The organism is Massilia scottii (assembly GCF_030846495.1).
Classification (GTDB): domain Bacteria; phylum Pseudomonadota; class Gammaproteobacteria; order Burkholderiales; family Burkholderiaceae_D; genus Telluria_A; species Telluria_A violaceinigra.
In genome coordinates, this window is record NZ_JAVCWM010000025.1 from 14,880 (window position 1) to 39,746 (window position 24,867).

The window sequence follows — 24,867 nt, forward strand, 5'->3', positions numbered from 1 at the left end:
AGACACAATAATGGCGGAAAAGTAAGCGTGGGGCAATTGCTGCACGTCTAATGGAAGAAGATGCTGCGCGAAAGGAGCCACGCCAGCAACGCCAGCATGGCCGCGCCGAGGCCGGCCAGGGCCAGTGTCCTGCGCGTGGGGCGGCCGCTGCCGGCAAAGGCGCAGTCGGCGATGGCCGCTTTGGCGTGGCGCGCTTCGACCAGGTCGGATTCGTCGATGTAGGCGGCCATCAGGGCTTTGTCCGCCAGGATATTGATGCGACGCACGATGCCTTGCGACACGCGCGCGATCTGTCTGCTTGCGGCGGCGCTGAACACGGCCGGGCCGTTGTAGCCGGCCGCATGCAGGCGGAATGCCAGGAAGTCGGGAATCACCTCGGGCGGCATGGCCGGCACCACGAAGTTGTGGGTGATGCGTTCCTTGAACTGGCGCATGCTGGCCAGGTTCAGGTGCTCGTCGAGCTCGGGCTGGCCGAACAGCACGATCTGCAGCAGCTTGTGGCGCGCCGTTTCCAGGTTGGAGAACAGGCGCACCTCTTCCAGCGTCTCGAGCGGCATGGCCTGGGCTTCCTCGACCAGCAGCACCACCTGCCTGCCGGCGCTGTGGCGGGCGATCAGGTCGGCCTGCAGCATGCGCGTGACTTCGTCGATGCGCTTGCCGGTCACGTCCAGTTCAAGTTCGCCGGCGATGGCGTAGGCGACCTCGGTGTTTTTCAGTGTGGGATTGGCGAGGTAGATCACGTCGATATGCGGCGGCAGCTGGTTTTCCAGCATGCGGCACAGCATGGTCTTGCCGCTGCCGACTTCGCCCGTGACCTTGATGATGCCTTCGCCGTGTTCGACCGCGTAGAGCAGGGCGTCGAGAATCTCGCCACGCGTATTGCCGGCATAGAAGAAAGCGGGGTTGGGCGTGATGCCGAAGGGCGACTGGCGCAGGCCGAAGTGCTGGTGGTACATGGGATTTAGTGCACGCATGCGAGGAAGGCCTGTTCCAGCGTGGCCGCGCCGTAGGCATCGCGGCAGGCCGCGGGCGTGCCGATGAAGCGCAGCCGGCCGCCGTGCAGGATGGCCATGCGGTCGCACAGCTCTTCGATGTCGGCCAGTGCGTGCGAGCTGAAAAACACGGTGGCACCCTGGCTGCGCGCGTGCAACAGGCGCTCTTTCAGGCGGGCGCGCGCTTTCGGGTCGAGGCCGCTCATGGGCTCGTCCAGGACGTAGGCTTGTTTGTCGGCGAGAAAGCAGGCGGCCAGGCCCAGCTTCTGGGTCATGCCCTTGGAGTGCTTGCGTACCGGCATCGACAGCGCCGCGTGGTCGAGGTCGAGCGCGTCGAGCATGGCGTGGGCGGCGTGGACGTCGTAGGCGTTGCCGTGCAGTTTGGCCATGTATGTCAGGAATTCGGCACCGGTGAGGTAGTAGGGCGGCATGAAGCGTTCGGGCAGGAAGGCGAGGGGACGGCGCGCTTGCGCGAGGCGGTGGCCGTGGCCGAAGATATCGATGCTGCCGGACTCGAACGAGACGAAGTCGAACAGGCATTTCAGCAGGCTGGTCTTGCCGGCGCCATTGATGCCCACCAGGCCGACGCATTCGCCCGCCGCGATGTCGAGATCGATGCCTTCCAGCACCGGCGCGCCGGCGTAGCGTTTGACTAGCTGGCGGAAGCGCAGCGCGGGTGTGCTCATGTTGACAATGTTGGCAGAGGTGGCAAGGTTGACAGGGAGCGACGCTCCGACTGTAGCGCATTCAGTGTCGCTTGCACAATGGTTGCACGTTAGTACGACACAAAATCATTGTGAATGTAAAAAACGAGTGTTTCTGGAATAGAATAGTTCGACGGTTTTGTACGCGCAACAAGCGTCTTATTCACTCGACAAGCAAACCAACAAGGGTCTTCATGGCACGCCCAGAAAAAGTCCGCCTCGGCGAAATCCTCGTCCAGCAAAACCTGTTATCCGAAGAACAGCTGGGTGCGGCGTTGCAGGACCAGAAACGCACCGGCCGCAAACTGGGCCGGGTGTTTATCGAAAACGGTTTCGTGACCGAGGAACAGATTTCGGGCGCGCTCGCCAAGCAGCTCGACATTCCGTACATTAACCTCAAGTTTTACAACACCAACCCGGACATCGTGCGCCAGTTGCCGGAAACCCAGGCCCGGCGATTCCGCGCCATCGCGCTCGAAGACCGGCGCGGCGCGCTGCTGATCGGCATGTCCGACCCGACCGACCTGTTCGCCTACGACGAGATCGCGCGCCTGGTCAAACGCAATATCGAGCTGGCCGTGGTCAATGAAACCGAGGTGCTGGCCGCGATCGACCGCATCTATCGCCGCACCGACGAGATCACCGACTTCGCGCGCGAGCTGGAACAGGATCTGGGCGACACCTTCGTCGACTTCGGCACCCTGGCCGCCAATCCGGGCCTGGAAGAGGCGCCCATCGTCAAGCTGCTGCAATCGGTGTTCGACGACGCCACCCAGGTGCGCGCCTCGGACATCCATATCGAACCGCAGGAAACGCGGCTGCAGATCCGTTTCCGCATCGATGGCGTGCTGCACTTGCAGACCGAGGCCGATATCAAGATCGCCACGCCGCTGGCGCTGCGCCTGAAACTCATGTCCGACCTCGACATTTCCGAAAAGCGCTTGCCGCAGGATGGCCGCTTCGCCGTCAAGGTCAAGCAGCAGCGCATCGACGTGCGGATTTCGACCATGCCGACCCAGTACGGCGAGTCGGTCGTCATGCGGCTGCTGAACCAGGGCGGCACGACGTTGCGGCTGGACGCGATCGGCATGCCGGCGCGCCTGGTGGAAAAATTCCGCGCCATCGTGCAGCGCCCCAACGGCCTGGTGCTGGTCACCGGCCCCACGGGTAGCGGCAAGACCACCACCCTGTACAGCGCGCTGGCGGAACTCAATTCCGTCGAGAAAAAGCTGATCACGGTGGAAGACCCGGTCGAGTACCGCCTGGCCGGCATCAACCAGGTCCAGGTCAACGAGAAAATCGACCTGTCGTTCGCGCGCGTGTTGCGCTCGGCACTGCGCCAGGATCCGGACATTGTGCTCGTCGGCGAGATGCGCGACCAGGAAACCGCCCAGATCGGCCTGCGCGCCGCCATGACCGGTCACCTGGTGCTTTCCACCTTGCACACCAACGATGCCGCCAGCACCCCGCTGCGCCTGATGGACATGGGCGTGCCGCGCTACATGGTGGGCAGTTCGCTGCAGGCGGTGCTGGCGCAGCGCCTGGTGCGGGTGATTTGCGAAAGCTGCACCACCACTTACCAGTTGACGCCGCTTGAGCGCGAATGGCTGCGCGCGGAATTGCACGAGCATGCCGAGAGCACGCAGTTTTTCCACGGCAAAGGATGTTCGCATTGCAACGGCATGGGTTACCGCGGCCGTACCGGCGTGTACGAGCTGCTGGAAATGACGCGCGCCGTGGTGGACGCGGCCAACCATCCCGATCCGGCCCACTTCCTGAAAGCGGCGCACGCCGAGATGCAGGGCGAAACCTTGCGCCGCCACGCCGTGCAGCTGGCCGTGCAGGGCCGCACCACGGTGTCCGAAGCGATGCGCATCAGTAACCAGATCGAGGAATAAACCGTGCCGTTCTTCGCCTACAAGGGACGCAATGCCAAAGGCGAGCTGATGCAAGGCGTGCTGGAGGGCGCCGACAGCGGGGCCGTGGCCGACCAGCTGTTCGGCAACGGCGTCACGCCGCTCGAGATCAGCCCGACCAGCCGCGCCGTCACCAGCAGCGGCGAGGAGGAGAGCTGGCTCGACCGCATGTTCGAGAAAAAAGTCACCTCGATGGATGTGCAGTTGTTCAGCCGTCAACTCTACACCTTGCTCAAATCCGGCGTGCCCATCATGCGCGGGCTGGCCGGGCTGCAGGAATCGGCCATCAGCAAGTCGTTCGGCAAGGTCATCAAGGACTTGCGCGAGTCGCTCGATTCCGGACGCGAACTGTCGGCGGCGATGCGCCGCCATCCGGACGTGTTTTCCAACTTTTACCTGTCGATGGTGCGCGTGGGCGAAATGACGGGACGCCTGGAAGACGTGTTCCTGCGCCTGTTCGACCACCTCGAATTCGACCGCGACATGCGCGAACGGGTGAAAACCGCCACGCGCTACCCGACCTTTGTCATGATCGCCATGCTGCTGGCGATGATCGTGGTGAACATTTTCGTCATTCCCCAGTTCGTGAAGGTGTTCGAGAGCTTCAATTCGCAGTTGCCGCTGATGACGCGCATCCTGATCGGCAGCTCGAACTTCATGGTGCGTTTCTGGCCGGCGCTGCTGGGCTTTTCGGTGGTGGCGTTTTTCGGCTGGCGCAGCTACATCAATTCCACAGAGGGCCGCATGTGGTGGGACCGGGTGCGCCTGCGCATCCCGATTGCCGGCAAGATCATCCTGAAAGGCACCATGGCGCGCTTTGCGCGCAGTTTCGCGCTGTCGATGAAGAGCGGGGTGCCGATGGTGCAGGCGCTCACGGTGGTGTCGCAAACGGTCGACAATGCCTATCTGTCCTCTCGCGTGGAGCAGATGCGCGATGGCGTCGAGCGCGGCGAGAGCATCTTGCGCACGGCGGTGGCGGCCGGGGTATTTACCCCGATCGTGCTGCAGATGGTCGCGGTGGGCGAGGAAACCGGCTCGCTCGACGACCTGATGGATGAAATCGGGCAGATGTACGAGCGCGAAGTCGATTACGAACTGAAAACCCTGTCGGCCCAGATCGAGCCGATCATGATCGTGTTCCTGGGGGCGATGGTGCTGGTGCTGGCGCTGGGCATCTTCCTGCCGATCTGGGATCTGGGCAAAGCCGCTTTGCATAAATGAGACAGATTGCCACCCCATCAAGCTTATCGCGCGCACGCGGCTTTTCGCTGCTGGAAATGGCGGTGTGCACGGTGGTGGTGGCGGTGTTGACCGGTGTGCTTTTACAACGCTTGCTCTACTATCGAGAACAGGCCGAACTGGCCGCCGTGGAGCAGCTCGCCGGCGTGCTGCGCAGCGCGCTGGTGCTCAAGATCGGCCAGTTGCAAGCCCGTGGAAAAGAGGCGGAAATTCCCGCTCTCATTGGGGAAAACCCGATCGACTGGCTGGCCGAAAAGCCGCGCAATTATGCCGGCGAATACTTCGCGCCGACCCCGGCCCAGGTCGCTCCCGGCAACTGGTATTTCGACCGTAAAAGCAAAACTTTGGTGTACTTGATAAGTGGGGAAAAAAAATTTCCACGTGGCACTGCGAAGCGCATCAACTTCAAGGTAGAATTCACTCGCTTGCCCATAATCCCCGCCAAGCAGAGTGGTACGCCAGAAACCCGGACCGTTGCCCTTACTCAAGTTAATAGTTAAACCGCCGTTAAAGAATACGGTAGTCGTGTTTCTGTTACGCGCCTCATATTTCACTGCTTAAATCGAATTTGGAGATCCACATGAAAATGCAATCCCACGGTAAGTTCATTCGCACTGCTCAAGCTGGCTTCACCCTGATCGAACTGATCGTTGTGATCGTCATTCTCGGTATCCTCGCCGCCACCGCGCTGCCAAAATTCGCCGACCTCGGCGGTGACGCCCGCGCTGCCACCATGAAGGCGGCCAAGGGATCGCTGGAAGCCGTCTCGGCCATGGTGCACGGCAAGTACCTGATCGCCCCAACCGCCACCGTGTCGCTCGAAGGCACCTCGGTGACGGTCGCTAACGGCTATCCTACCGGCAATGCCGCCCTGCTCGAAGCGGCCGGCCTGAAAGAAACCGACTACGAGCTGATCACCACCGCGCAAAGCTCGGCCAACACGCCGACCACCATCGCCGGCGAAGTCGCCATTGTGCCGCTGAGCGTGGCGGGTACCGTCAAGGGCTTGAACTGCTACGTGCACTACAAGCCAGCCGTCGCGGCAGTGGCTCCAGCCACCGATGCGACTCCGCCGGTGATCACCGTCAAAGCCACGTCCTGCTAAGCCGTACCGAGTGACTGGCACACTGGCGCACGGAACGACAGGCATCGCGGCCAAGGCCGCTGTCCAGTGCGCCAGTCCTGCCGGCAACTTTTCCATGAGCGGCATCCTGCGGCGCCAAGGCAAGCACTTCCAGCACGGTTTCACGCTGGTCGAGCTGATCACCGTCATGGTGATCGTCGGCGTCCTGGCCGCCGCCGCGGCCACCCGCTATTTCGACCGCGCCGTGTACGACGCGGCCGCCTTCACCGAACAAGCCCGCTCCCTGATCCGCTACGGCCAGAAAGTGGCGGTCGCGCAGAACCGTCTCGTGTACGTGCGCCTCGACGGCAACAGCGTGGCCCTGTGCTTCGTGTACGTGGCCGACGGCAGCTGTCCCGCCGACCGGCGCGTCATGTCGCCCTCCGCCAACAATACGGCCAGCACCAATACGCTGGCCCGCTGCACCAATTCGACCAGCTGGGCCTGCGAAGGCAATCCGCCCGGCGTCACCTACGCGACCAGTCCCGCGACCGCTTTCTTTTCCTACGATGCGCTGGGCCGTCCCGCCAACGTGGGCGCGGCCGCGTTTGCCAGGTTGACCATGACCGTCAAGTCCGGCGCCAGCAGCGTCGCCCTGGTGGTGGAAGCCGATACCGGCCATGTGCACTGAGCGCGCCGCCATCCGCCCGCGCACCCTCGCTTACCAGCGCGGCATCAGCTTTGTCGAGCTGATCATCTTCATGGTGATCATCGGCGTCGGCCTGGCCGGCATCCTCAACGCCATGAACCTGACCACCCGGGTCAGCGCCGACCCGCTGGTGCGCAAGCAGGCGCTGATGCTGGCCGAAGGCTTGATGGAAGAAGTCCAGCTGGCCCGCTTCACCTTCTGCGACGCCACCGACGACCGGGTCGACTCGGCCACCAGCGCGGCGATCGGCCCAACCGGCTGCGCCACCCTGGTCGAGAACGTCGGCAACGAAGCCGGCGGCACGCGCCCGTTCGACAACGTCAACGATTATGTGGCCGCCTACGGCAGCGCCACCGAAGCGTTCGTCACTTCCGGCAAGCTGAGCGACGCGGCCGGAATGGAAATCCCCTTGCCGGGCTACACCGCCAGGCTGACCGTGACGCCCACCAATCTGCTGGGCCCGGCGGGCGCCGGCCTGCCGCCATCGGAGGCCCTGTGGATCCGGGTGGCGGTGTCGTACAACAATGTCGAAACGGTGGTGCTGGACGGCTACCGCGCGCGCTACGCACCGAATTCGCCGCCATGATGCCGCCACGTTCACATCAAGCGGGTTTTACCCTGGTCGAGGCGATCGTCGTGATCGTCATCACCGGCATCCTGGGCGGCATCGTCGCCACTTTCCTGCGCCTGCCGGTGCAAAATTATGTCGACAGCGCCGGCCGCGCCGAGCTGACCGACGTGGCCGACACGGCCGTGCGGCGCATGGTGCGCGAAATCCGCCTGGCGCTGCCGAACACGGTGCGCGTGACGGGGCCCTCGAGCGCAGCGGGCACCTCGATCGAATTCGTGCCCACCAAGACGGGTGGGCGCTACCTCGCCGCCGAGGATGTCGAATCCGGCGAGCACCTGAACTTCGCCGTCGCCACCGACGTCAACTTTCGCGTGGTCGGCCCGTTGCAGGTCGGGACCCAGCAGATCGTGGCGGGCGACACGGTGGTGGTCAACAACATGGCCATCGAAGGCGATCTTGCCAATGTGTACGCGGCGGTGCCGACCAACCGCGCCCAGGTGACGGCGGTGGACGCCGCCAACAAGCTGGTCACGCTGGCGGCCAATCCGTTCGCGGCGCAAAACCCGCCTATGGCCCATCCGCTGCACCGCTTCCAGGTCATCGGCCAGCCGGTCACCTACAGCTGCGCCAACGGCATGCTGTACCGCCACGCCAACTACGGCTTCAAGGCGGTGCAGGAGGCGGTGCCGAGCGCCGCGCCGGCGATCCTGGCGACCAATGTGGCATCCTGCGAATTCAATTATTTCTTGGTCGGCAACACGCGCTCGGCGCTGGTGCGCATGACCCTCACCCTGCACCGGGCCAATGGCAGCGATGGCCCGATCCGCCTGATCCAGCAGGTGCACGTGGATAACAACCCATGAAACGCTTTCCGAACCTGGAGCGCATGCGCGGCGTGAGCCTGGTCACCGCCATTTTCCTGCTGGTGGTGCTGGCCGGGCTGGCGGTGGCGATGGTGACCCTGGCCACCAGCGCCCAAACCAGTTCGGCGCTCGACCTGCAGGGCACGCGCGCCTATTTGTCGGCGCGCGCCGGCGCCGAATGGGGCGTGTACCAGGTCACGCGCGCCAATGGCGCCTGCGCCACCAGCACCTTTCCCATGCCGGCCGACAGTACCCTGGCGCGCATGAAGGTCACGGTGATCTGCACGCGCACGTTAGATGCGGTCAGCAAGCTGCAGCGCTACACGCTCCGTAGCACCGCCTGCAACACGCCGGGCCCGGGTGCCTGCCCGAGTCCGACCAATAACATCGACTATGTGCAGCGCGTGGTGCATGTCGAATTCAGCGAGCCGGGGCAGCCATGACGCAGCGCATCGACAGATTCTGGCGCGCCGCGCTGGCCATGGGGTGCGGCGCCGGCCTGCTGCTGGCCAGCCTGCCGGCCCGGGCCGACACGCCGATCGCCCTGTTCAAGAGTTATGCCGGCCGGCTCAACTTCACCGGCACGCAAAAGACCATGCGCACGGGCGCCAACGGCAGCGCTCCTTGCAACATCACCAACAATGCGCTGGTCGCCAAGCTGACCGGCATTCCCGCCACCGCCAAGATCGTCAGCGCGCACCTGTACTGGGCCGGGTCGAGCAGCACGCCCGATTACGGCGTGAGCATGGATGGCGTGGCGCTGAGCGCGCCGGCCAACCGCCGCTTCACCACCGCGACCATCGGCTACAATTATTTTTCCGGCGCGGTCGACGTGACGGCGCAAGTGACGGCCAAGCGCAACGCCGACTACGCATTTTCCAACCTGACGATCACCAACGGTACCCCGTACTGCGCGGTGGAAGGCGTGGTGGGCGGCTTTTCGCTGGTGGCGATCTACTCGGATCCGAACGAAGCATTTCGCGTGCTCAACCTGTACGAGGGTTTCCAGTACATCCGCACCTTCGGCACCGACAATATCAAGGTGAGCCTGAACCTGAGCAACTTCAGGACGCCATCGCCGCTGGGCAGCGCCACCGGCCGCATCGCCCACGTGACCTGGGAAGGCGACAGCTCGCTCTCCGGCGGCGGCGAGAACCTCAAGTTCAACGGCGCGGAGATGGTCGATGGCGCCAATCCGACCGGCAACCAGTTCAATTCCACCAGCAATATCGGCGGCACGGTCGACAACGCGTCGTACGGGATCGACTTCGATTCCTACCTGCTGGCCAGTCCCAAGCTGTTCGCCGGCCAGACCACCGCCACCATGCTGTACGAATCGGGCCAGGACATGGTCTTGCTGAACGCGGAAATCGTCTCGGTGCCGAACGTCGACGTGGCCGACCTGTCGCTGGCGATTGCCCTGACGGGCACGCCGGCGCGCGGCAACAACGTCAACCTGGTGCATACCGTGACCAACCAGGGTCCCTTGCCGGACGCCGGGCCGATCACGGTGAAGCATACCCTGGCCAATGGCCTGAGCTACCTGTCCTCGTCCGGCACCGGCTGGAGCTGCGGCGCCAGCGGCCAGGTGGTGACCTGTACCAGCGCCAAATCGCTGGAGGTGGGCGAGTCGGCGCCGGCGCTGTCGATCACGGCCAGGATCGACCTGACGGCGCCGAACAGCATGACCAGCAGCGCGACCGCCAGCGGCTTGCAGTTCGATAATGACATGGGCAATAACAGCGCCAGCAATACGATCACCTTCAGCAGCGCGCGCTATGTGTTCACCGACAATCCGTGCGAAGTCGGGGTTGCCTTCGGCACGGCGGGTAAATGCAATCTGCTCAGCGTGCCGACCTTGCAGGCGGGCGTGCAGTCGCCCGTGTACGTGACTTTTGTGGATAACAACTTCAAACCGGCCGTGCCGCCGTCGACCACGCCGACCCTGCAATTCTCGTTTCGCTGCGTTAATCCCACCACCAGCGCCGGCGGCGTGGCCAGGCTGAAGGGCGTGGCGCTGAAAGCCTGCATTTCCAGCACGGCCTTGCAAAGCGCGACCCAGTGGCAAGGGATCGCCATGGCGTTCGCGACCGGCTCGCCCAGCAGCGCGCTGATGCAGTTTGTGTATGGCGACGTCGGGATGATCGAATTATTTCTGTCGGAAACGGCTACTGCCCTGGCCCTGACCAGCACCAGCGGGCAGTTCGTGGTGCGGCCGTATAAATTTGCCCTGAGTACGCCGTTGAGCAATCCCGCCGGTACGGTGGCCGCCGACGACATGACGGCCGACATCGGCCGCTTCTGGAAAGCCGGCGCCGGCTTCACGCTGAACGTGGTGGCGCAGGCGGCTAACAGCGCCCCGACGCCCAATTTTGGCAAGGAAACGACGCCGCAGGAAGTCGAGCTGCTCACTACGGCGACCATCGATTCGACCAATTACGCCATTCCCGGCGACACCAATTCGGAAACCTTGCCGTTCGCCGAGATGATGACCGGCCCGGGCGACCCGGTGCGCAAGGTGGAAGGCAGTTTCGGCGCCTTCAGCGCGGGCGCGGCCACGGGCGGCGATTTCACGTTCGCCGAGGTCGGCATCGTCAATGTGAACGTGCACATGAAAAACAGCAATTATCTCGGTGTCGAGGATGTCGCCAGCGACGGCGTGGCGCTGGGCCGTTTTTATCCGGACCATTTCCGTACCACCGTGCCGATTGCGATCACCTGCGCCGCGCCGCATCCGCTCAATTGCCAGAATATCGGCCTGCATTACTCGAAGCAGCCGATCCAGACCATCGTGACGGCCTACAACGCCGCCGGCGAAGTTACCAGGTTTTATCAGGGCAAGTTCGTGAAATCGCCCAAGCTGTTGGCCTACACCGCCCTGGGCGGGCTGACCCAGTCGCCTTCGGGCACGCTCACCCCGAGCCCGATCGCCAACGCCGCCACCGTCTTCGTGCAGGGCAGCGGCAGCGCCTGGCCCAGCTTCGATTTTGCCGCAAGCAGCATGGCGCCGGTCGATATTTACCTGCGCGCCAGCGACGCCGACCTGGTGACCTCGGGCCGTTCCGGCCTGTCGGTGGAGGGCGCCACCAAGATCGTGCGCGGGCGCCTGCTGATCGAAAACGCCTTCGGTTCGGAACTGCTGGCGCTGCCCGTGGTCATGCGCGCCCAGTACTGGACCGGCACCAGCGCCACCGACGGCCGCTGGGCCGACAGCCGTACCGACAGTATCAGCATCGTCGCCACGCCGGTGCCGGCCTCGGGGGTGGTGACGTTCCCGCACAGCGTCACTGCCGCCCAGCTGACACTGAGCTATTCGCAGTGCCTGAAAAGCATGGCCGCGTGCAGCGCGGCGACGCCGTTTCCCGATCCCAAGACCACGCTTGCGAGCTCGTCGATGGTCAACGGCCTGGTGAAGTTCAAGTTCGCCGCGACCAACAAGACCGGCAGCGTGAACGTGAGCGTCGGCCAGCCGGCCTGGCTGCCGCCCGCGGCCGGCAAATTGACCTTCGGCGTGTACAAATCGACCCCGCTGATCTACATCCGCGAGGTTTTCTGATGGGGCGCGTAAAGAACATTCCATCCTGCTATGACTATGCGGTGGAAATAAGACGGTTTCAGTTGCTGATCGCAAATTTCGTGTTAAATCGCGGTGAAACTTGAATATAATCAAGACGCTACCGTGCGAACTTCGCGCGCGGTATTGATATAGATTGCGGGCATGGGATTTTTCTCGAAATCAAGGAAGAAGGATGGCTTGCTGGCAATCGCCCTGCATGGCGAGGGCGTGTTTGCCGCCCGCATCAAGCGCCAGGCCGAGGGCATGCCGCGCGTGACCCTGGCATCGTTTCATCCGGCCGAGAAGAGCGGCGGCCCGGACATGCTGGAAAAGACGGGCAAGGACTTGCACGCCGGCAGTTTCCGCTGCACGACCATTCTCGGCGCCGGCGAATACCAGTTGCTGTCGGTGGAGTCGCCCAATGTGCCGGCCGACGAGCTGCGCACCGCCGTGCGCTGGCGCCTGAAGGACATGCTCGACTTTCCCGCCGACCAGGCCAGCATCGACGTGCTCGACATTCCCACCGATAAGGCCCAGGGGCGCAGCCAGTCCCTGTTCGCCGTGGCCGCGCGCAACAGCCTGATCGAAACGCGCCAGAACCGCTTTGTCGACGCCGGCGTGCCGCTGGCCGTGATCGACATTCCCGAAATGGCGCAGCGGAATATCTCGGCCCTGGTCGAACCGGAAGGGCGTGGCGTGGCCATGCTCTCGTTCAGTAACGAAGGCGGCTTGCTGACCGTGACCTACAAGGGCGAGCTGTACCTGGCGCGCCGCATCGATGTGACGCTCGAACAATTGCTCGACAGCGATCACGACCGCAAGCACGTGTGCTACGACAAGATCACCCTCGAGCTGCAACGCTCGCTCGACCATTTCGACCGTCAATACAATTTCATCAATGTCTCGAAACTGGTGCTGGCGCCGACCGGCGCGGGCGGCCTCGACGAATATTTGTCCAGCAATCTGTACACCAAGGTCGAATCGCTCGACCTGGCCACGGTGCTGGACCTGGGGAGCGTGCCGGAACTGGCTGCGCTTGCCCAGCAGCAGCGCTTCTTCCTGACCCTGGGCGCGGCGTTGCGGCAAGAGGAGGCCGCCTCTTGAGCCAGCAGATCAATCTATTCAACCCCGAATTTCTCACGCAGAAGAAGATCTTCACGTCCGGCGCCATGCTGATCGCGCTCGGCGTGCTGGTGGCCGGCGCGCTGGCGCTGGCATTGATGGGGCGCCACAGCGTGCGCGTGCTCGAAGCGGAAGCGGCGGCCGGTGCCGAACAGCTCGAACTGAAGAAGGCGCGCCAGGCCACGGTCATGGCGGAATTCGCCCCGCGCCAGAAGAGCAAGCAACTGGAAAACGAGATCGCCAGTGCCGAAGCCGACCTGGCGTCGCTCAACGCCGTCTCCTCGATGCTCAACAGCGACACGATGGCCAACTCGCGCAAGGGTTTTTCGCGCTACTTCAAGGCGCTGGCACGGCAGTCGGCGGGCGACCTGTGGCTGACCGGGGTGCGCATCGGCGGCGTCGGATCGCATATCGCCTTGCAGGGCAGGGCGCTCGATGCCAACCTGGTGCCGGCCTACGTCAGCCGGCTCACGCGCGAGCCGGCCATGCGGGGCAAGAGCTTTTCCAGCCTGCAGATCAGCCGCGCCCGGTTGCAGGTCGATGGCAAGGAGTCGCCCGACCCGTCCCAGCTGGCGCCGTATATCGATTTCACCCTGCAGGATCTGCCGCCTGAACGCGTGGCCGGGGCCCCGGCATCGGCTGCGCCCGCCGAGCTGGCGGCAGTGGCGGCCAGGCTCACGCCGGAGGCCGCCAAATGAAAGCGCGCCTGCTCAAGCTGCAACTGAAAATCGATGCGATGAGCGTGCGCGAGCGCGCCATGGTGTTCGGCGCCACGGTCGGCGTGATCGTCTTCATCATGTTCGCCATGCTGTTCGACCCGCTGTTCGTGCGCCAGAAAACCTTGCGCAACCAGATCAGCCAGCAGCAAAACAATATGCAGGGCATCGATGCCGAGATCACCGCCATGGTGCAGGCGCACGCGGTCGACCCGGACCTGGCCGGCAAGGCGCGCCTGGCGGCGATCAGGAACGCCAGCGCCACGCTGTCGAACCAGCTGCGCACGGCGCACAGCAGCCTGGTGGCGCCGGAACGCATCGCGCCGCTGCTCGAATCGATCCTGAAATCGAATGGCCGCCTGCGCCTGGTGGGCCTGAAAAGCTTGCCGGTGGCGTCGTTCGACGGTTCCTTCGACGCCGCCGCGGGCCCGGCCGGTGCCGAAGCCGCGGCCCCGGCCACGGCGTCCCTGGCCGTCTCCAGCCGCGCCATCTACGCGCACGGGGTCGAGGTGACGGTGCGCGGCAATTACCTGGACATGGTCAATTACATGGATGCGCTCGAAGCCATGCCGCTCCAGCTGTACTGGGGCGCGGCCCACATGGAGGTCGACACCTATCCCGAGGCGCGCCTGAGCCTGACCCTGTACACGCTGAGCCTGGACAAGAAATGGATGACGCTGTGAACCCGCGCCGATTGCTGTGCATGGCCGCGCTGGCGCTGCAGGCGGCGGCCGCCACGGCCCAGCCGCTGGCCGACCCGACCCGTCCGCCGGCGCGTTTCTACATCCCGGCCGGTAGCCCGGCTGACGCGCCGGCGGCGCCGGTGGCGAACGCGCTGCCGCAACTGCAGTCGGTGCTGATCGCGCCCGGCGGGCGCCACGTGGCCGTGATCGACGGCCAGACCGTGCGCCTGGGCGGTCTTTTCAAGGGCGCGCGCGTGGCCCAGATGACGCAAACCGAAGTTGTCCTGGTGGACGGCACGAGCCGCCGCGTATTGCGGCTGTACCCGCCGGCCCCACCGCCGCAGCGGCATAACGAGAGAGACTGACAAAGAGCATGCAAAAACAACGTGTGGAACACCTCGTGATGGCATCCGTGATGGCAAGCGCCGTCATCCTGGCTGGCTGCAACGCCACGCCCAAGCGCGACACGTACGAGAACATCACCGCCCAGGTGGCGGCCGCCGCGCGGTCCGCGCCCGCCACGGCGCGGCCCGACGACGCGGTGGCGGCGGCCCTGCTGCCGCCCGTCGCGGCGCTGGCCGGGCAGTTGCCCAAGTCGCGCCAGGCGCTGGAAGAGCGCTTCAACGTCAGCTTCAACAATGTGCCGGCGCAGCAATTCTTCAATTCGATCGCCACCGGCACGCGCTACAACATGCTGGTCCATCCCGAAGTCAGCGGTAACATCAGCGCCAGCCTGAAGGACGTGACCCTGGCCGAAGCGCTCGACGCCGTGCGCGAAATGTACGGCTACGAATACCGGATCGAGGGTAACCGCGTCTCGATCAAGCCGCTCACCATGCAGACGCGCATGTTCCAGGTCAACTATCTGGTGGGCAACCGCAAGGGCAAGTCCAACCTGCGCGTGACCTCCACCTCGGTCGCCAATGCCGGCACCAGCACCAGCGGCGGCGGCAGCGGCAGCTCGGGGCAGGGCAACAATAACAGCAGCAACAACAATAGCGGCCAGAACGGCGGCGCCACGGTCGAGCGGTCCGACAGCAGCAACGTCAGCACCACCTCGGACAGCGACTTCTGGGTCGAGCTCAAGGCGTCGATCGCCGCGATTGTCGGCTCGAAAGAGGATGGCCGCACGGTGGTGGTCAATCCGCAGTCGGGCGTGGTGGTGATCCGCGCCATGCCGGAGGAACTGCGCAATGTCGACCTGTTCCTGAAAGCGACCCAGCTGTCGGTCGGGCGCCAGGTGATCCTGGAAGCCAAGATCCTCGAAGTGGAACTGAACGACAGCTACCAGAGCGGCATCAACTGGGCCTCGTTCGCCTCCTTCCCCGGCTCGCACGGCAACCGCGTCTCGACCGGTTTCCTCACGCCCGGCACCACGCTCCAGCCACTGCCGTTCGGGACCGGCCAGCCGCCGATCATCAGCGACGGCAAGACCATTGCCGCCAGCACCGGCTTCCTGCTCTCGAATGCGGCGGCCACGGCCGGATCGATGTTCGGGCTGGCCTTCCAGACCAGCAATTTCGCCGCACTGATTTCCTTCCTGGAATCGCAAGGCACCGTGCACGTGCTGTCGAGCCCGCGCATTGCCACGATCAACAACCAGAAAGCCGTGCTCAAGATCGGCACCGACGAGTTTTACGTGACCGGCGTGTCGACCACCACCAGCACGGGCGACAACAACAATACCGTCAGCCCGAGCGTGACCTTGCAACCGTTCTTTTCCGGCGTGGTGCTCGACGTGACTCCGCAGATCGATGACAAGGGCAATATCTTGCTGCACGTGCACCCCTCGGTCAGCCAGGTGACCACGGTCAACAAGTCCGTCAGCCTGGGCAGCGCCGGCAACCTGACCCTGCCGCTGGCGGCCTCGTCGACGTCGGAAATCGACAGCATGGTGCGCGGGCAGGATGGGCGGGTGGTCGCCATTGGCGGCTTGATGCGCCAATCCTCGACCGCCGATGGCTCGCAGGTTCCCGGCGCGGGCAGCCTGCCGGTGATCGGCGGCTTGTTCCGCAACAAGGCCAACGTCAACCAGAAGCGCGAACTGGTGGTGCTGATCAAGCCGACCATCGTCGACGGCCCCAACGGCTGGAACCAGGATTTGCTCGACACCAGCCGCCGCTTCGACGATCTGGACCCGAACGCGGCAGGGCGCCGCTGACATGTACACCTCGCACTTCGGCCTGCGCGAAGTCCCGTTCGGCATTACGCCGGACACGAGTTTCTTTTTCACCAGCGCGCATTCGCAGGAAGCGCTCAATACCCTGCTGGTGGCCGCCCGCAGTGGCGAAGGCTTCATCAAGATCACCGGCGAAGTCGGCACCGGCAAGACGCTGCTGTGCCGCAAGTTCATGGCGACCCTGGGCGACGACTTCGTGACCGCCTACATTCCCAATCCGTATCTGGAACCGCGCACCCTGATGCTGGCCCTGGCTGACGAACTGGCGTTGCTGCTCGACAAGGATGTCGACCAGCACCAGCTGCTCAAGGCCATCACCCACAGGCTGATGGGGCTGGCCAGCAACGGCAAGCGCGTGCTGCTGTGCCTGGACGAAGCGCAGGCGATTCCCATCGAAAGCCTGGAAGCGCTGCGCCTGCTGACCAACCTGGAAACCGAAAAACGCAAGCTGCTGCAGATCGTCCTGTTCGGCCAGCCCGAACTGAACCGCAATCTGGCCCTGGAATCGATCCGCCAGCTGGCCCAGCGCATCACGTTTCACTACCATCTGGGACCGCTGACGCGGGACGATGTGGAGTATTACCTGGCGCACCGTCTGCGCGTGGCCGGGTTCACCGGCGCGCGCCTGTTCAGCCGGCAGGCGGTGGGCGCGCTGTACGCGGCCAGCGGCGGCATTCCGCGGCTGGTCAACATCCTCGCGCACAAGGCGCTGATGCTGTGCTACGGGCAGGGCAAGCAGCAAGTGAGCCGCCGCCACGTGGGCGCAGCGGTGCGCGACACGATTTCCGCCAGGCGCCGTCGGTGGCCCTGGTTTGCCGCGCTGGCGTTGAGCCTGGCGGCGGGCGGCGGACTAACCTGGGCCTTGAACACATGAGTCTGATCAACAAGATGCTGCAGGACCTCGACAAACGCGGTTCTCCCGGTGCCGATGGCGCGCCGGCCGATATCCGGCCGGTGGGGCGGGGCGAGCGCAGCGTGCCGCTGCCGGTGGTGATGGGCGCGCTGGCCGGGGTGATCATCCTGACCGCGGGCGGCGTGTACGGCTGGCGCTACCTGCAGCAGCCGGGCACTGCGCCGGTGGCGGTGGTGGCGCCAGCGGCGCCGATCCGGCCGGTCGTCATCACGCCGGCGGAACAGTTGCCGATGCCGGAAACGGCGCAGCCGCAGCAGGTGGCGACGGTGGCGACGACCGCGCCGCCGCCGCCGGCCACGGTGGTGCCGGACAAGGCGGCTGCGCGGCCCCAGACGCCAGCGCCTCCGCCGCGCGAGCGGAACGTACCGGTGCGCGAGGAAAAACCCGTGTCCCCGGCGCCGCGCGTCAACACGCCGGTGGACAGCGTGGCGGTGGCGCCGCAGGCAGGCCGGCAGGCGGTGACCGGGCAGGGCGCCGAGGGCGCCTACCGGCGCGCCCTGGCCAGCTTGCAGGACGGCCGCGTGACGGAGGCGGTGGCCCAGCTTGAGGCTGCGCTCGCGATCGATGCGCGGCATGAGGCGGCACGCCAGACCCTGGTCGGCATCCTGATCGAGCAGCGCCGCACCGATGAGGCGATGCGCCTGCTGCAGGCCGGCCTGGCGCTGGACGTCAGACAGCCCGCCATGGCAATGCTGCTGGCGCGCTTGCAGATCGACGGCGGCGCATCCGGAATCGAGACTCTCATGGCGAGCTTGCCGGCGGCCGGGGGCAATGGCGAGTATCGCGCCTTCCTGGCCGGCGCGCTGCAGCGCGAGCGGCGCCATCCGGAAGCGGTGGAACAGTATCAGGCCGCGCTGCGCGCCGCGCCGGAAAACAGTGTGTGGTGGATGGGGCTGGGGATTTCGCTGGAAGCGGAGAAACGGCTGCCGGAAGCGCTGGCGGCATTCCAGCGGGCCAGGGAGGCGGGCAATCTGTCGCCCGAGTTGCAGGGTTTTGTCGAGCGCAAGGCGGCGGCGCTGGGGCGCTGATCTACAAGCTCGCCAGCTCGCCCCAGATCTGCTTCATCGGAAACCGCAGTTTCGCGTGATCTTCATGCAGTGCCTCCGCAATCGCGCAGCCCGGCTGGGTGGTCACGCGCTGCTGCGCCTCGGCCAGGGCCTTGCCATCGGCCGCGCGCAGCACATGCACCGCCATCCCCGCGCCATCTTCGTCGCGCCGCGACACCACGCCCAGCTCCGCATTTTCCAGCCGCACCAGCGTGCCGGGCGGATACGCGCCGATCTGCGTGGCGAAGTGCCCCAGCACGATCTGGTCGTACGGCATCTCGTTACCCGCGCATAAACGCTCCAGCGCCACCGGCGGCAGCAGGGAGCGCCGATAATTGCGCGCCGAAACGAAGGCGCAATAGCGGTCGGCCAGCCCGATCAGCTTGGCGTTTTGCGAAATCTCATCGCCCAGTTTGCCGGCCGGATAACCGCTGCCGTCGTCATTCTCGTGGTGCATCAGCACCAGGTCGAGCCAGGCTTCGTCGCTGACGCCGGCGAAGCGCAGCATGTCGACGCTGGCCGACGGATGGCGCCGCACCAGCGCCCGTTCTTCGTGCGACAGTGCGCCATCCTTGTTCTGGAACAGGTCGGCCTGGCGCACCATGCCCACGTTCATGCTCAGGGCCGCCGCCGTGATCACCAGCACTTCGACGGGCGACTTGTGCATGGCGTGCGCGATCAGGCAGGCCACGACGGCCGCTTCGGTGCAATGGCGCACGGCATAGGCGCCGGCGATCTGGTTCAGGAAAATGGCCGCCAGGGCGACGTCGGCGCCCCGTTCGACGGTGTCGATCAGGTCCTGGGCGATGGCGCGCAGTTCGCGGTCGGCGCTGCCCTGGTCGCGCAGGTCCATCAGGGTGCGTTCGAGGCGGCGGTTGATCTGGTTCAGCGATTGCAGTACCGATACCGGCGACGAGGCCTCGGCGTACAGGCCCGCTTCGATCCAGTCGTCCAGCTGGCCGGGCGCGAGGACCTGGCCTTTCTGCAGCAGCGGACGATTCGACGAGGGCGTGCTGAAAATATCCCAGCGCAAGGGTTCGCCGAATGCCAGATCTGCCAAGGTGATGCGCCTGATTGCCATGATCGTCTTCCAGCCCGGTGAATCACAGTCTTGCGAGGCGCTCCAGCGCCAGGCGCAAGGTTTCGTCTTTCTTGGCGAAGCAAAAACGCACAATCCCCGACTCCCGGCCCTGGCTGTAAAACGCGGACACGGGAATGGCGGCGACCTTGATTTCGGTGGTCAGCCATTGTGCAAAATCCGACTCCAGTATAGGCGAAATCGCCTCATACTTGACGCACTGAAAATAAGTTCCGTCGGCTGGCAACAACGTGAAGCGCGAGCCTTTCAGACCGTCGCGGAACAGGTCGCGCTTGCGCTGGTAAAACGCCGGCAGATCGCGGTACGGCGCCGGGTCGGCCATGTAGGTGGCCAGGCCGTGCTGCATGGGCGTGTTGACGCTGAAGACATTATATTGGTGCACCTTGCGGAACTCCGCCATCAGGCTGGCGGGCGCGGCGACGTAACCGATTTTCCAGCCGGTGACGTGGTAGGTCTTGCCGAAGCTCGATACGACAAAGCTGCGCTCGGCCAGTTCCGGATAGCGGCACACCGACTCGTGGCGCTCGCCGTCGTAGACCATGTGTTCGTAGACTTCGTCGGACAGGATCACTATGTCGCTGCCGCGCACGATGTCGGAGAGGGCCCGCAGGTCGGCCGCGCGCAGGATCGAGCCGGTCGGGTTGTGCGGGGTGTTGATGACGATCAGGCGCGTGCGCGGCGTGACGGCTGCCGCGATCTGGTCCCACGGCACCGTGTAGCCTTGCTCGCCGAGCTCCATGGCGACCGGCACCGGCACGCCGCCGGCCAGGGTGATGGCGGGCAGGTAGCTGTCGTAGGCCGGTTCGATGACGATCACTTCATCGCCCGGGTGCACGCAGCACAGGATGGCGGTGGTCAGGGCCTGGGTGGCGCCGGCGGTGACGGTGATCTCGCTGGCGGCGTTGTACCGGGCACCGTAGACGGCGGCGATCTTGGCGGCGATGGCGTCGCGCAGCGCGGGCACGCCGGTCATCATCGGATACTGGTTATGGCCGGCGCGCATGGCGGCGTCGACATGGTCGAGCAGGGCCGCTTCGCAGGCGAAATCGGGAAAGCCCTGGCCCAGGTTGACCGCACCATGCTCGCTGGCCAGCGCCGACATCAGCGAAAAGACGGTGGTGCCGACGGCGGGCAGGCGGGTGTGCAGGACGGGAGTGGACATGGAGCGTTCGGAAAGTTAAGCGGACAACTATTTTAGCGTAGTGGCATCCCTCCGGCCCGGCTAGCAAATACGAACTTGCTTGCCGGCGCGGAGGGCTGCGCGGGCCGCAGTGTCGGCTGGCTGTGCCGGCCGAAGCGACAGCAGATCGGGCTGATCACATATTAGCGAATGTAGAGCAGCTTTTTAACGGGCATGCCGTGCGCGTGAAATCGGAGAGCGTCGCTGACGGGCTCAGCAGTAGCTGAAAGGGAACAGTCAGACGGGCATTGCCGGCTCCGCCGCCGCCAGCTTGACCCAGGCTTCGGGCAGCATGATGCGGAACATGCCGGCCTGGGCCGTCTTGCGCGCCAGTTTGAGCAGCGCCTTGTCCTTGGTGACGAGGATGTCGGCACCGGCGTCGCGTGCCAGTTCCAGGAACTTCTGGTCGTCGCGGTCGGTGCAGACCGGCAGGCGCACCGGTTTGGCGTCGGGCGCGACGACGGTGATCAATGCATCGAAACGCGCCGCCGCGAGCGGGCGGGAGGCTTCGTCGAGCGGCAGGTGCTTGTAGTGCAACACCACCAGATATTCCTCGCGACAATCGGCCCGTGTGATGGCTTCGACCGCGCCGCTCTCGACGGCGGCCAGCAGGCTGGCCCAGCGCGGATCGTGGAAGACGAACAGGTCGAGGCAGACATTGGTGTCGAGCACGATGCGTTTGGCTGGAGCGGGTATCATATTGGTCTGTTTATTCGTAGTAAGTTGATTGAATCTTATGCTGATTGTCTTGTCGCCCGCCAAATCGCTGGACCTGGAAACGCCCCCGACCACCAAACTGCACACCACGCCCGATTTTCTCGACCGTTCCGGCGCGCTGATCGACGTGCTGCGCCACTATTCGCCGGCCGAACTGGCCAGCCTGATGCACTTGTCCGACACCCTGGCCGACCTCAACGTCGGCCGCTATGCCAGCTGGAGCAAGGACACCAGCGAGGCGCGCCAGGCCATCATGGCCTTCAACGGCGACGTGTACGCCGGCTTCGACGCGCGTTCGCTCAAGCCGGGCCAGCTCGATTACGCGCAGCACAGCGTGCGTATTTTATCCGGCCTGTACGGCGTGCTGCGTCCGCTCGACCTGATTCATCCGCACCGGCTGGAAATGGGCACCAAGCTGGCCACGCCGCAGGGCAAGGACCTGTATGCGTTCTGGGGCGAGACGGTGACCGGCGCGCTGAACGAGGCGATTGCCGCCAAGGGGGCCAAAGTACTGGTCAACCTGGCGTCGCAAGAGTATTTCAAGTCGGTCAAGCCCAAGCTGCTGTCGGTGCCGGTGGTCACGCCGGTGTTCGAGGACTGGAAGGGCGGCAAATACAAGATCATTTCCTTCTTCGCCAAGCGGGCGCGCGGGCTGATGGCGCGCTACGCGGCGGTCAAGGGCATTGTCGACGCCGAGAAGCTCAAGAGTTTCAAGGTCGACGGCTATGCGTTCGACAAGCACGATTCGGACGAGCGCACGTGGATGTTCCGGCGCAAGGTCGAGGTCTGACGCCAATTACTTCCATGTCTTTGGGCTGCACCAACAAAAAACCGGGTTTCCCCGGTTTTTTTGCATCTGCCTCAGCGCGCCGGACGGTTCGACTTGGCCCAGAATTTCCACCACGATTTCTCGCCGGCGTTCGGGTCGAGGTACTTGCTGTTCGGGTAGTTGCGCACGAAAATGCGCTTGGTGTCGTCGCGCAGCTCGGGCATGCCCAGCTTGTCGTAGTTGCGCATCATCAGGAACAGCGCCTCTTCGCGCGCCGGCGCATCCTGGTAGTCCGACACCGCCGCCATCGCACGGTTCAGCGAGGCCAGGTAGGCGCCGCGGTCGTGGTAGTAGTTGGCCACGTGCACTTCGTACTGCGCCATCGCATTCACCAGATACTTCATGCGGGCAATCGAATCGGCCGCGTAGATGCTATCTGGAAACTTGTCGACCAGCGCCTTGAAGGCGGCAAACGCTTCGCGCGTCGCTTTCGGGTCGCGTTCGGTCGGGTCCTGCTCGTAGACGAAGCTCAGGAAGCCGATCTGGTCGTTGAAGTTGATCAGCCCGCGCAGGTAATACATATAGTCGACGTTGGGATGGTTCGGGTGCAGCTTGATGAAGCGCTCCACTGCGGCCAGCGCCTGTGCCTGGTCCTGGCTCTTGTAGTGAGCGTAGGCAATTTCCATCTGCGCCTGCGCTGCATAATTACCGAACGGGTAGTTGGTTTCGAGGCGCTCGAACAGCTTGATTGCCGCCTCGTAGTGACCACCCGCCATTTCTTCGCGTGCCTCAGCGTATAATTTCGTCACCGGCCAGTTTTTGGTCTCGTCGGTTTTTTCCGGCAACAAGCTGCAAGCGGACAAACCGAGCAGAAGAGTAGTAGCAACAGTATTGGCAACAACACGCGATAATTTTTTTTGCATAACTTTTTGCAAGAGAGTATTAACTGAGATTCAACGAAAGGCTGATTATAGCCGATGGGACTGCTGTGATATTAACTCCAACGCCGAATTCGGCGGATTTGCCCTTAGACCCCGATCTGGAGATCGACATCGATGACGAGGCCGGCGACGAATACGTCCTGCCCGCCGTCGGCATCGACCTGTCCCCGATCCACCTCGAACTGACGCCGGACGCCTGCGGCCACCGTCTGGACAAGGTCATTGCCGGCCTGGTCCCGCAATTTTCGCGCAGCCGCCTGCAGCTGTGGTTCGAAGCGGGCCATGTGCTGGTCGACGGCAAGCCCGCACGCGGCAAAGACACCGCGTATGGCGACGAAGCGGTCGTCATCCTGCCACAAAGTGCGCCGGAAGACGAGGCCTACACGCCTGAAGCGATGGAACTGAACATCGTTTTCGAGGACGAGCATATCATCGTCATCAACAAACCGGCCGGCCTGGTCGTGCATCCGGGCGCCGGCAACTGGGCCGGGACCCTGCTCAACGGCTTGCTGCACCACTGCCCGCAACTGGCCGGCGTGCCGCGCGCGGGTATCGTGCACCGGCTCGACAAGGACACCAGCGGCCTGATGGTCATCGGCAAAACCCTGGCGGCGCAAACCGACCTGGTGCGCCAGCTGCAGGCGCGCAGCGTCAAGCGCGAGTATTTTGCGCTGGTCTGGGGCACGCCGCAGCTGAGCAGCACCATCGATGCGTCGATGGGCCGCCACCCGAAAGACCGGGTCAAGATGGCCGTGTCGACCAATTTCTCGGCCAAGCCGGCCATTACCCACTACCAGCGCATCGCCACCGGTATGTTGGACCGTCGTCCCGTCAGTCTGGTTCAATGCCAGCTCGAGACCGGCCGCACCCACCAGATCCGCGTGCACATGCTCTCGATCGGCTTCGCGCTGGTGGGCGACGCCGTGTACGGCAAGCAGCACCTCACGCCGGTATTCCCGCGCCAGGCGCTGCAGGCGCGCCGTCTGGGCCTGGTGCATCCGGCCACGGGCGAGGACATGGAATGGATCGTGCCGCTGGCCGATGATTTCGCCGAGCTGATCGAGCGCGCCGGCATTCCCGAGCCCGAGCAGGTGTGATGCTCGGCGTACACTTCATCGCGCCCGACTGGCCGGATATGCCGGCCGGCATTAGCGCCATCGCCACCACCCGGGTCGGCGGCGTCAGTCCGGCACCGTATGACGACGGGGCCGGCGGCGGTGGGCTGAACCTGGGCAACCATGTCGGCGACGATCCGGTGCTGGTCGGCCTGAACCGTGCACGCCTGCGCCAGGCGCTGCCGGGCGAGCCGGCCTGGATGTCGCAGGTGCATGGGGTGGCCGTGGTCGACGCCGCCACCGTGCGGCCGGGTCAGCCGGTGCAGGTTGGCGACGCCAGCATCGCCAGCGTGCCCGGCATGGTGTGCGCAATCATGACGGCCGATTGCCTGCCGGTGCTGTTCGCTTCAAGGGATGGCAAGGTGGTGGGCGCCGCGCACGCGGGCTGGCGCGGGCTGGCCGGCGGGGTGCTGCGGGAGACCGTGGCGGCCATGCGCGCGGCCGGCGCCGGCGAAATTACCGCCTGGCTGGGGCCGGCCATCGGTCCGACCCAGTTCGAGGTTGGCAGCGATGTGTTCGATAGCTTTATGGCCGGGACGCACGGCGCTGATGAAGCCAGCCAGACCGCGCAGTGTTTCGCGCCGTTTCCTGGCCGTCCGGGCAAGTATCTGGCCGATATCTACTGGCTGGCGCGCATCGTGCTGGCGCGCGATAACGTGACCGATGTTTCGGGCGGAACGTATTGCACTGCCAGCGAGCGCGGCCGCTTCTATTCGTACCGGCGCGACCAGGTGACCGGCCGCCAGGCCAGCCTGATCTGGATTAAGTGAGGCC

Annotated in this window: 25 protein-coding genes; 19 read left to right on the plus strand and 6 right to left on the minus strand. The window is 64.7% G+C overall.

The genetic code is table 11. The features are described 5' to 3' along the window. Positions 1-47 precede the first annotated feature (47 nt). A complete protein-coding gene (locus tag RBA41_RS26155; protein WP_306627216.1) occupies positions 48-974 on the minus strand; it encodes an ExeA family protein in 927 nt (308 codons plus the stop codon). Further along, on the minus strand, positions 962-1,678 hold the full coding sequence (locus RBA41_RS26160; RefSeq protein WP_306627218.1) for an ABC transporter ATP-binding protein: 717 nt from the start codon (positions 1,676-1,678) through the stop codon (positions 962-964). Before RBA41_RS26160 ends, RBA41_RS26155 begins: the two co-directional genes overlap by 13 nt. Positions 1,679-1,890: 212 nt before the next feature. On the opposite strand from RBA41_RS26160, the gene RBA41_RS26165 reads away from it, so the two are divergent. The 16 genes from RBA41_RS26165 (at position 1,891) to RBA41_RS26240 (ending at position 18,254) form a co-directional block, all read left to right on the plus strand. Next, complete coding sequence (locus RBA41_RS26165) at positions 1,891-3,594, plus strand: GspE/PulE family protein (RefSeq protein WP_306627220.1); 1,704 nt, start codon at positions 1,891-1,893, stop codon at positions 3,592-3,594. A 3-nt stretch (positions 3,595-3,597) separates the two neighbouring features. Next, entirely contained in the window at positions 3,598-4,833 is a 1,236-nt protein-coding gene (locus RBA41_RS26170) for a type II secretion system F family protein (RefSeq protein WP_306627222.1), read from the plus strand. Next, positions 4,830-5,351 carry a type II secretion system protein gene (locus tag RBA41_RS26175; protein ID WP_306627224.1) on the plus strand — a complete coding sequence of 174 codons (522 nt, stop codon included), beginning with the start codon at positions 4,830-4,832 and terminating at the stop codon, positions 5,349-5,351. Before RBA41_RS26170 ends, RBA41_RS26175 begins: the two co-directional genes overlap by 4 nt. A gap of 80 nt (positions 5,352-5,431) precedes the next feature. Then, positions 5,432-5,956 carry a type II secretion system protein gene (locus RBA41_RS26180; protein ID WP_306627225.1) on the plus strand — a complete coding sequence of 175 codons (525 nt, stop codon included), beginning with the start codon at positions 5,432-5,434 and terminating at the stop codon, positions 5,954-5,956. A 10-nt stretch (positions 5,957-5,966) separates the two neighbouring features. Beyond that, positions 5,967-6,605, plus strand: coding sequence for a pilus assembly FimT family protein (locus tag RBA41_RS26185; protein WP_306627226.1), 639 nt, complete (start codon positions 5,967-5,969; stop codon positions 6,603-6,605). After that, entirely contained in the window at positions 6,595-7,209 is a 615-nt protein-coding gene (locus RBA41_RS26190) for a type IV pilus modification PilV family protein (protein ID WP_306627227.1), read from the plus strand. Before RBA41_RS26185 ends, RBA41_RS26190 begins: the two co-directional genes overlap by 11 nt. Then, positions 7,206-8,057, plus strand: coding sequence for a type II secretion system protein (locus tag RBA41_RS26195; RefSeq protein ID WP_306627229.1), 852 nt, complete (start codon positions 7,206-7,208; stop codon positions 8,055-8,057). Before RBA41_RS26190 ends, RBA41_RS26195 begins: the two co-directional genes overlap by 4 nt. Next, positions 8,054-8,500: an agglutinin biogenesis protein MshP gene (locus RBA41_RS26200; RefSeq protein WP_306627230.1), complete on the plus strand. Its 447-nt coding sequence runs from the start codon at positions 8,054-8,056 to the stop codon at positions 8,498-8,500. The genes RBA41_RS26195 and RBA41_RS26200 overlap by 4 nt, the downstream gene beginning before the upstream one ends. A 905-nt stretch (positions 8,501-9,405) precedes the next feature. Then, positions 9,406-11,613 (plus strand): DUF6701 domain-containing protein, encoded by a 2,208-nt coding sequence (locus tag RBA41_RS26205; RefSeq protein WP_374709609.1) that lies wholly within the window; start codon positions 9,406-9,408, stop codon positions 11,611-11,613. A 162-nt stretch (positions 11,614-11,775) separates the two neighbouring features. Next, positions 11,776-12,717, plus strand: coding sequence for a type IV pilus biogenesis protein PilM (locus RBA41_RS26210; protein WP_306627234.1), 942 nt, complete (start codon positions 11,776-11,778; stop codon positions 12,715-12,717). Beyond that, positions 12,714-13,433, plus strand: a complete 720-nt coding sequence (locus tag RBA41_RS26215; RefSeq protein WP_306627236.1) for a hypothetical protein — start codon at positions 12,714-12,716, stop codon at positions 13,431-13,433. The genes RBA41_RS26210 and RBA41_RS26215 overlap by 4 nt, the downstream gene beginning before the upstream one ends. Then, a complete protein-coding gene (locus RBA41_RS26220) occupies positions 13,430-14,134 on the plus strand; it encodes a type II secretion system protein M (protein ID WP_306627238.1) in 705 nt (234 codons plus the stop codon). Before RBA41_RS26215 ends, RBA41_RS26220 begins: the two co-directional genes overlap by 4 nt. Further along, entirely contained in the window at positions 14,119-14,499 is a 381-nt protein-coding gene (locus RBA41_RS26225) for a hypothetical protein (RefSeq protein WP_306627240.1), read from the plus strand. The genes RBA41_RS26220 and RBA41_RS26225 overlap by 16 nt, the downstream gene beginning before the upstream one ends. Before the next feature lie 8 nt (positions 14,500-14,507). After that, positions 14,508-16,295: a pilus (MSHA type) biogenesis protein MshL gene (mshL, locus tag RBA41_RS26230; protein ID WP_306627242.1), complete on the plus strand. Its 1,788-nt coding sequence runs from the start codon at positions 14,508-14,510 to the stop codon at positions 16,293-16,295. Between the two features lies 1 nt (position 16,296). After that, positions 16,297-17,187: an ExeA family protein gene (locus RBA41_RS26235; protein ID WP_306627244.1), complete on the plus strand. Its 891-nt coding sequence runs from the start codon at positions 16,297-16,299 to the stop codon at positions 17,185-17,187. Beyond that, positions 17,184-18,254, plus strand: coding sequence for a tetratricopeptide repeat protein (locus tag RBA41_RS26240; protein WP_306627246.1), 1,071 nt, complete (start codon positions 17,184-17,186; stop codon positions 18,252-18,254). The genes RBA41_RS26235 and RBA41_RS26240 overlap by 4 nt, the downstream gene beginning before the upstream one ends. 1 nt (position 18,255) lies before the next feature. Here the strand turns inward: RBA41_RS26240 and RBA41_RS26245 are convergent, their stop codons facing one another. The 3 genes from RBA41_RS26245 to RBA41_RS26255 form a co-directional block, all read right to left on the minus strand. After that, positions 18,256-19,353 carry an HD-GYP domain-containing protein gene (locus RBA41_RS26245; protein WP_306627248.1) on the minus strand — a complete coding sequence of 366 codons (1,098 nt, stop codon included), beginning with the start codon at positions 19,351-19,353 and terminating at the stop codon, positions 18,256-18,258. A 22-nt stretch (positions 19,354-19,375) separates the two neighbouring features. Further along, positions 19,376-20,533 carry a pyridoxal phosphate-dependent aminotransferase gene (locus RBA41_RS26250; RefSeq protein ID WP_306627250.1) on the minus strand — a complete coding sequence of 386 codons (1,158 nt, stop codon included), beginning with the start codon at positions 20,531-20,533 and terminating at the stop codon, positions 19,376-19,378. 255 nt (positions 20,534-20,788) lie between these two features. Then, on the minus strand, positions 20,789-21,250 hold the full coding sequence (locus tag RBA41_RS26255) for a putative toxin-antitoxin system toxin component, PIN family (RefSeq protein ID WP_306627252.1): 462 nt from the start codon (positions 21,248-21,250) through the stop codon (positions 20,789-20,791). 37 nt (positions 21,251-21,287) lie between these two features. Here RBA41_RS26255 and yaaA point away from each other — a divergent pair, with 37 nt between their 5' ends. Beyond that, positions 21,288-22,058 (plus strand): peroxide stress protein YaaA, encoded by a 771-nt coding sequence (gene yaaA, locus RBA41_RS26260; RefSeq protein ID WP_306627254.1) that lies wholly within the window; start codon positions 21,288-21,290, stop codon positions 22,056-22,058. Positions 22,059-22,129: 71 nt separating this feature from the next. Here yaaA and RBA41_RS26265 read toward each other — a convergent pair whose 3' ends face one another. Continuing rightward, the gene (locus RBA41_RS26265; protein WP_306627256.1) at positions 22,130-22,960 is read right to left on the minus strand and encodes an outer membrane protein assembly factor BamD; all 831 of its coding nucleotides are present in this window, start codon (positions 22,958-22,960) and stop codon (positions 22,130-22,132) included. Positions 22,961-23,025: 65 nt separating this feature from the next. On the opposite strand from RBA41_RS26265, the gene RBA41_RS26270 reads away from it, so the two are divergent. Beyond that, a complete protein-coding gene (locus RBA41_RS26270; protein ID WP_099879668.1) occupies positions 23,026-24,075 on the plus strand; it encodes an RluA family pseudouridine synthase in 1,050 nt (349 codons plus the stop codon). Then, positions 24,075-24,863 carry a peptidoglycan editing factor PgeF gene (gene pgeF / locus RBA41_RS26275; RefSeq protein ID WP_306627258.1) on the plus strand — a complete coding sequence of 263 codons (789 nt, stop codon included), beginning with the start codon at positions 24,075-24,077 and terminating at the stop codon, positions 24,861-24,863. Before RBA41_RS26270 ends, pgeF begins: the two co-directional genes overlap by 1 nt. The last annotated feature ends 4 nt before the right edge of the window (positions 24,864-24,867 follow it).

Excerpts from the sequence above, each read along its gene's own strand:
- RBA41_RS26250 (WP_306627250.1), bottom strand. The coding sequence starts at position 20,533 with ATGTCCACTCCCGTCCTGCACACCCGCCTGCCCGCCGTCGGCACCACC.
- RBA41_RS26165 (WP_306627220.1), top strand. The coding sequence starts at position 1,891 with ATGGCACGCCCAGAAAAAGTCCGCCTCGGCGAAATCCTCGTCCAGCAA.
- RBA41_RS26210 (WP_306627234.1), top strand. The coding sequence starts at position 11,776 with ATGGGATTTTTCTCGAAATCAAGGAAGAAGGATGGCTTGCTGGCAATC.
- RBA41_RS26265 (WP_306627256.1), bottom strand. The coding sequence starts at position 22,960 with ATGCAAAAAAAATTATCGCGTGTTGTTGCCAATACTGTTGCTACTACT.
- pgeF (WP_306627258.1), top strand. The coding sequence starts at position 24,075 with ATGCTCGGCGTACACTTCATCGCGCCCGACTGGCCGGATATGCCGGCC.
- RBA41_RS26255 (WP_306627252.1), bottom strand. The coding sequence starts at position 21,250 with ATGATACCCGCTCCAGCCAAACGCATCGTGCTCGACACCAATGTCTGC.
- RBA41_RS26180 (WP_306627225.1), top strand. The coding sequence starts at position 5,432 with ATGAAAATGCAATCCCACGGTAAGTTCATTCGCACTGCTCAAGCTGGC.
- RBA41_RS26160 (WP_306627218.1), bottom strand. The coding sequence starts at position 1,678 with ATGAGCACACCCGCGCTGCGCTTCCGCCAGCTAGTCAAACGCTACGCC.
- yaaA (WP_306627254.1), top strand. The coding sequence starts at position 21,288 with ATGCTGATTGTCTTGTCGCCCGCCAAATCGCTGGACCTGGAAACGCCC.
- RBA41_RS26190 (WP_306627227.1), top strand. The coding sequence starts at position 6,595 with ATGTGCACTGAGCGCGCCGCCATCCGCCCGCGCACCCTCGCTTACCAG.
- mshL (WP_306627242.1), top strand. The coding sequence starts at position 14,508 with ATGCAAAAACAACGTGTGGAACACCTCGTGATGGCATCCGTGATGGCA.
- RBA41_RS26195 (WP_306627229.1), top strand. The coding sequence starts at position 7,206 with ATGATGCCGCCACGTTCACATCAAGCGGGTTTTACCCTGGTCGAGGCG.
- RBA41_RS26220 (WP_306627238.1), top strand. The coding sequence starts at position 13,430 with ATGAAAGCGCGCCTGCTCAAGCTGCAACTGAAAATCGATGCGATGAGC.
- RBA41_RS26155 (WP_306627216.1), bottom strand. The coding sequence starts at position 974 with ATGCGTGCACTAAATCCCATGTACCACCAGCACTTCGGCCTGCGCCAG.
- RBA41_RS26205 (WP_374709609.1), top strand. The coding sequence starts at position 9,406 with ATGGTCTTGCTGAACGCGGAAATCGTCTCGGTGCCGAACGTCGACGTG.
- RBA41_RS26175 (WP_306627224.1), top strand. The coding sequence starts at position 4,830 with ATGAGACAGATTGCCACCCCATCAAGCTTATCGCGCGCACGCGGCTTT.
- RBA41_RS26225 (WP_306627240.1), top strand. The coding sequence starts at position 14,119 with ATGGATGACGCTGTGAACCCGCGCCGATTGCTGTGCATGGCCGCGCTG.
- RBA41_RS26200 (WP_306627230.1), top strand. The coding sequence starts at position 8,054 with ATGAAACGCTTTCCGAACCTGGAGCGCATGCGCGGCGTGAGCCTGGTC.
- RBA41_RS26235 (WP_306627244.1), top strand. The coding sequence starts at position 16,297 with ATGTACACCTCGCACTTCGGCCTGCGCGAAGTCCCGTTCGGCATTACG.
- RBA41_RS26240 (WP_306627246.1), top strand. The coding sequence starts at position 17,184 with ATGAGTCTGATCAACAAGATGCTGCAGGACCTCGACAAACGCGGTTCT.
- RBA41_RS26245 (WP_306627248.1), bottom strand. The coding sequence starts at position 19,353 with ATGGCAATCAGGCGCATCACCTTGGCAGATCTGGCATTCGGCGAACCC.